4 protein-coding genes and 1 pseudogene are annotated in these 4,873 nt (G+C 73.2%); 3 read left to right on the top strand and 2 right to left on the bottom strand.

The window, feature by feature from the left end; all coding sequences use genetic code 11:
* Positions 1–705, top strand: a pseudogene (locus tag ABZ646_RS40060) (glycoside hydrolase family 3 protein); the annotation flags it as partial.
* A gap of 109 nt (positions 706–814) precedes the next feature.
* Complete coding sequence (locus tag ABZ646_RS40055; protein WP_360530728.1) at positions 815–2,299, top strand: glycoside hydrolase family 76 protein; 1,485 nt, start codon at positions 815–817, stop codon at positions 2,297–2,299.
* A 5-nt stretch (positions 2,300–2,304) separates the two neighbouring features.
* Here the strand turns inward: ABZ646_RS40055 and ABZ646_RS40050 are convergent, their stop codons facing one another.
* Positions 2,305–2,733: a secondary thiamine-phosphate synthase enzyme YjbQ gene (locus tag ABZ646_RS40050; protein ID WP_360530725.1), complete on the bottom strand. Its 429-nt coding sequence runs from the start codon at positions 2,731–2,733 to the stop codon at positions 2,305–2,307.
* A gap of 81 nt (positions 2,734–2,814) precedes the next feature.
* On the opposite strand from ABZ646_RS40050, the gene ABZ646_RS40045 reads away from it, so the two are divergent.
* Complete coding sequence (locus ABZ646_RS40045; RefSeq protein WP_360530722.1) at positions 2,815–3,891, top strand: NAD(P)-binding domain-containing protein; 1,077 nt, start codon at positions 2,815–2,817, stop codon at positions 3,889–3,891.
* A gap of 15 nt (positions 3,892–3,906) precedes the next feature.
* On the opposite strand, the gene mltG is transcribed toward ABZ646_RS40045, so the two are convergent.
* Entirely contained in the window at positions 3,907–4,779 is an 873-nt protein-coding gene (gene mltG / locus ABZ646_RS40040) for an endolytic transglycosylase MltG (protein WP_360530719.1), read from the bottom strand.
* Positions 4,780–4,873 lie beyond the last annotated feature (94 nt).

The following is a 4,873-nucleotide window of genomic DNA, read 5'->3' as shown; positions in this document are numbered from 1 at the left end:
TACGGGATCGGCGGGGCCACGGTCAGGGCAGTCGCCGCGGGCGCCGACGCCGTCTGCGTCGGCGGCGAGAACGCCCAGGAGGCCACCGCGGTCCAGCTCGTGGACGCCCTGGTGCACGCCGTCCGGTCGGGTGAGCTCCCGGCGGAGCGGCTCGCGGAGGCGAGCGGACGGGTCCGGGAGTTCGCGGCCTGGTCGGCGGCGCTCAGCCCGGCCGGCGTCACCGCCTGGGACGCCGGTGGCATCGGCTTCGCGGCGGCCCGCCGGGCCATCCGCCTGACCGGGGCCGTGCGCCGTGTCCTGCCCCTGGTGACCGCGCCGCACGTGGTGGAACTCGCGCCCACCACCAACCTGGCCATCGGTGCGGAGACCCCGTGGGGGGTGGCCGCCCCGCTGGGCGAGCGGCTCCCCGGCACCACGTCCGCCCGGGTGTGCCACGAGGACCTGCGCACGGGCGCCACGGCACTGGCGGCGCGGGCGCTGGCACCCGCGTCGGGACGGCCGCTGGTCGTGGTGGTCCGCGACGCCGCCCGGCACGCCTGGATGGCGCGGGCCCTCACGGAACTCGTGGCCGCCCGGCCGGACGCGATCGTGGTGGAGATGGGCCTGCCGGGCACCGTGGTCCCCTCGGCCGCCCAGATCTTCACCCACGGCGCCACGGCCGCCTCCGGGATCGCCGCCGCCGAGGTGCTTGCGGGTGCCCTTTAGTGCAGACCTGAGTGCAACTTCCTTACCCCCGGGCTGCATTGACGTCACCCTGGCACTTCCCTACGTTCCGAGAGCGCTCTCACCCCGCCCCTCGAAGCAGCGAGGTTCCATGCCCCCCGTACCGAGGCCGCGAGGCCGTTTCCCGCGCAGGCCGGCCGCGGCACTCGCCCTGGCGCTGTGCACCGTCCTCGTCCCGCTCACGCCCCCGGCGGCCGCCGCCGGCACCTCGGCGACGGCCGCCGTCTGCAACAGGTACTGCGACGCCCGGGACCCCGCGCTCTCCCCGGACGACCGGACACCGGTCACGGCGAGCGTCTACTCCCGGTCGATCGTCCTGCACTTCGACGACACCGACGCCATGGGCTGGGCCTCCATCGACAACGGCGACCCCGGCGACGAGGTCTGGCTCGACCGCTCCCTCGACGGCGGCCGCACCTGGAGTTCGGGCAGCAGACTGGGCGACACCGCCGTGCCCGCCGGCCGGCGCGGCTGGCGCACGCTGATGTACAACGTGGACGACTGGAACAACCTCGGCGTCGGGGCGCTGCGCGCCTGCGGAAAGGCCGGGGACCGCGCCGAGATCGCCTGCACCCCCTGGGCCCGCACCACGTGGAACGCGGGCGAGCCGCGCACTGCCGCGGCCACCGGCCTGATGGCCTTCTACGACTACGGAACCGGCCTGTTCGACACCACCGGCTGGTGGAACTCCGCGAACGCCCTGACCGCCGTCATCGACAACATCCGCGTGACGGGCATGGGCAGTTACCGGTACGCGATCGCCCGCACCTACGACCTGAACGTCAACGCCCAGGGTGGGCAGTTCCGCAACGACTACCTCGACGACACCGGCTGGTGGGGACTGGCCTGGGTCGCCGCGTACGACCTGACCGGGGACAGCCGCTACCTGGACACGGCCCGCGCGGACGCCGACCACATGGCGGCCTACTGGGACGGCACCTGTGGCGGCGGAGTGTGGTGGAGCACGGCGAGGACGTACAAGAACGCGATCGCCAACTCCCTCTACATCCAGCTCAACGCCGCGCTGCACAACAGGATCGCGGGCGACTCCACGTACCTCGACCGGGCCCGCAGCGGCTGGAGCTGGTTCCAGGGCACCGGCATGATCAACGGCTCGCACCTGGTCAACGACGGTGTCGACCTGTCCACCTGCGGCAACAACGGGGGGACCGTCTGGTCGTACAACCAGGGCGTCCTGCTCGGCGCCCTCGCCGAGCTGTACCGGGCCACCGGCGACGGCGGACTGCTCACCGGCGCACGGCAGATCGCCGACGCCGCCACCACGACCTCGCTGCTCCACACCTCCGGCGGCATCCTGCGCGACCCGTGCGAGAGCGGTGACTGCGGAGCCGACGGGCCGTCCTTCAAGGGCGCCGACGTGCGCGGCCTCGGCAGGCTCAACTCGGTACTGCCGGACCACCCGTACACCGCGTATCTCCAACGCCAGGCGGACAGCGCCCACGCGAACGACCGCAACGCCCTCGACCAGTACGGGCTGCGCTGGTACGGGCCGCTCGACCAGGTGGACGCCGCACGCCAGCAGAGTGCCCTCGATCTGCTCGACGCGGCACCCTGACGGAGTCAGGAACCCGCCAGGAAGGAAATCCGCACCTTTCGCTCGGGATTGTCCTTGTTCGTATCGACGAGGCACACCGATTGCCACGTGCCCAGTTCCAGACGGCCGTCGATCACCGGGAGGGTGGCGTGCGGAGGCACGATCGCCGGGAGGACGTGGTCGCGGCCGTGGCCCGGGCTGCCGTGCCGGTGCTGCCAGCGGTCGTCGGCGGGGAGCAGGGTGTGCAGCGCGGCCAGCAGGTCGTCGTCACTGCCGGCGCCGGTCTCGAGGACCGCGATGCCGGCCGTGGCGTGCGGGACGAAGAGGTTCAGCAGGCCGTCGCGGCCGTCCGCCGCCTCGCGGAGGAAGGCCTCGCAGTCGGCGGTCAGGTCGACGACCCGCTCCCGCGACCCGGTGGTGACGTTGAGTACTCGTGTGGTGAAGGCATCCGACATGCCTCCATCCTGACCCATGCGCCGCGGCCGGCCGAGCGGCCGTACGGGAAGATCCACGTCCACCCCTTGGTTGGCAGAAGCGTGAACACTGTGCGCGAGGTCGAGGTGGTCGTCATCGGCGCCGGTCAGGCCGGTCTGTCCAGCGCCTATCATCTGCGGCGCACCGGCTTCGAGCCGGACGAGGACTTCGTGGTCCTGGACCGCTCCCCGGCCCCGGGCGGCGCCTGGCAGTTCCGGTGGCCGTCGCTGACGTACGGCAAGGTGCACGGGATGCACGCGCTGCCGGGCAAGGAGCTGACCGGAGCCGATCCCGCGCGGCCGTCCGCGGAGGTCGTCGGTGAGTACTTCGCCGACTACGAGCGCACCTTCGACCTGCGGGTACGACGGCCCGTCGACGTCCGCGCGGTGCGCGCGGACAAGGACGGCCGGCTGCTCGTGGAGACCGATGCCGGGGACTGGTCCACGCGGGCGCTGATCAACGCCACCGGTACCTGGGAACGGCCGTTCTGGCCCCGCTACCCGGGCCAGGAGACCTTCCGCGGGCGCCAGTTGCACACCGCGCAGTACACGGGGCCCGAGGAGTTCGCCGGCAAGCGGGTGGTGGTCGTCGGCGGCGGCGCGTCCGGCACCCAGCACCTGCTGGAGCTCGCCCCGTACGCGGCGGCCGCCACCTGGGTCACCCGGCGTCCGCCGGTGTTCCGCGAGGGACCCTTCGACGAGGGCGCGGGCCGGGCCGCGGTGGCGCTGGTGGAGGAGCGGGTACGGCAGGGACTGCCCCCGCGGAGTGTGGTCTCGGTCACCGGGCTGCCGCTCAACGACGCGATCCGGCAGGGCCTGCGGGACGGCGTCCTCGACCGGCAGCCGATGTTCGACCGCATCACTCCCGACGGCGTGGACTGGAACGACGGCCGGCACGTGGACGCCGATGTCATCCTGTGGGCCACCGGCTTCCGGGCCGCCCTCGACCACCTGGCACCGCTGCGGCTGCGCGAGGCGGGCGGCGGGATCCGGGTCGAGGGGACCCGGGCGGTCGCCGACCCGCGTGTCCACCTCGTCGGTTACGGCCCGTCGGCCAGCACCATCGGCGCCAACCGTGCGGGCCGCGAAGCCGTCCGGGACATCAGGCGGCTGCTGGCCGGGGAACCGGTCGCGGCCTGACGTACGGGCGGCGGCTCAGCGCGGCCCGCCGGAAGCGGCCGGCTGCCGCGCCCCGCCGCCGCGCACGGCGTTGAACTCGGCCACGTTGCGCTGGTGTTCCGCGTAGTCGGCGGTGAACCTCGTGTCGCCCGGCTTGACCGTGACGAAGTACAGCCAGTCGCCCGGCGTGGGGTTCAGGGCGGCCCGCATCGCGTCCTCGCCCGGGTTGTCGATCGGCGTGGGCGGCAGACCCATGCGCTGGTAGGAGTTGTACGGGCTGTCGCTGCGGGTGTCCGCCACGGAGGTGTCGAGGGTCCTGCGGTCGAGGCCGTAATGGAGAGTGGCGTCCATCTGGAGCGGCATACCGCGCTGCAGCCGGTTGAAGACGACCCGGGCCACCTTCCCCATGTCGGCCTTGTTCGCGGCCTCGGCCTGGACGATGCTCGCGACCGTCACCGCCTGGTAGACGTTCATCGCGTCGCGCTGGGCGCCGGCCGCGAGAGGAGCCTTGTCGAACCGCTGGCGGGCGGTGTCGACCATGAACCGCAGCACGGACTGCGGGGTCGCGTCCCGCGCCAGCGGGTAACTGGCCGGGAAGAGGTAGCCCTCCGGGTTCCCCTCCGCCTCGCCGGGCAGTCTCAGGCCCGCGCTGCCGACGGACTGCCTGGTGGTGCCGGCGGGGAGGGCGAGGGCCTTGTCGACGGCGTCGTAGACCTGGGAGGCGCGCCAGCCCTCCGGGACGACCAGGGTCGCGGACCTGTCCGCCGCGCCGTGCAGGGTCAGCAGCGGCACCACCACGGCCGCGCCGGCCACGACGACACCGGCCGCGACGAGGGTGAGCCTGCCCCGGGGCGTCAGCCGGGTCGCGTTCCGCCGGTGCGGCTTACGTGACGGAGTGTTCATCTGCATGCGGGCACATTAGCCCGCATACACTCACAAACCCGGCATATCTTCCGCTTGTCGACGGAGCCCCGTCCTCACGCCGCCGGCTGCCCCGCCGTCT

The sequence above is a fragment of the Streptomyces sp. NPDC007162 genome, assembly GCF_040634175.1.
Lineage (GTDB): Bacteria > Actinomycetota > Actinomycetes > Streptomycetales > Streptomycetaceae > Streptomyces.
The sequence above is the reverse complement of the archived record's forward strand: the minus strand, read 5'-3'. Positions and strand labels throughout refer to the sequence as shown.

Bases quoted from the DNA above. Each gene is read 5' to 3' on its own strand.
- ABZ646_RS40055 (WP_360530728.1), top strand. From the start codon at position 815: ATGCCCCCCGTACCGAGGCCGCGAGGCCGTTTCCCGCGCAGGCCGGCC.
- ABZ646_RS40050 (WP_360530725.1), bottom strand. From the start codon at position 2,733: ATGTCGGATGCCTTCACCACACGAGTACTCAACGTCACCACCGGGTCG.
- mltG (WP_360530719.1), bottom strand. From the start codon at position 4,779: ATGCAGATGAACACTCCGTCACGTAAGCCGCACCGGCGGAACGCGACC.